This window comes from Massilia sp. Mn16-1_5, assembly GCF_004798585.1.
Taxonomy (GTDB): domain Bacteria; phylum Pseudomonadota; class Gammaproteobacteria; order Burkholderiales; family Burkholderiaceae_D; genus Telluria.
The window spans coordinates 1-459 of record NZ_PPXQ01000072.1; the positions used below are offsets into that span (position 1 = coordinate 1).

Genomic DNA, 459 nt, shown 5'->3' on the forward strand with positions numbered 1-459 from the left:
CCTATCCTGACTACCGGGGTATCTAATCCTGTTTGCTACCCACGCTTTCGCGCTTCAGCGTCGGTATCTGTCCAGTAAGCTGGCTTCCCCATCGGCATTCCTACAAATATCTACGAATTTCACCTCTACACTTGTAGTTCCGCTTACCTCTCCAGTACTCTAGTTATACAGTTTCCAACGCAATACAGAGTTGAGCCCTGCATTTTCACATCAGACTTATATAACCACCTAGACGCGCTTTACGCCCAATAAATCCGGATAACGCTCGTGACATACGTATTACCGCGGCTGCTGGCACGTATTTAGCCGTCACTTCTTCTGTTGGTACCGTCATTTCTTTCTTCCCAACTGAAAGCACTTTACATTCCGAAAAACTTCATCGTGCACACAGAATTGCTGGATCAGACTCTCGGTCCATTGTCCAATATTCCCCACTGCAGCCCCCCGTAGGACGAATTC

General features: G+C 47.7%; 1 rRNA gene. It reads right to left on the reverse strand.

The window, feature by feature from the left end:
* Positions 1–459 (reverse strand): 16S ribosomal RNA (locus tag C2862_RS25595); the annotation flags it as partial.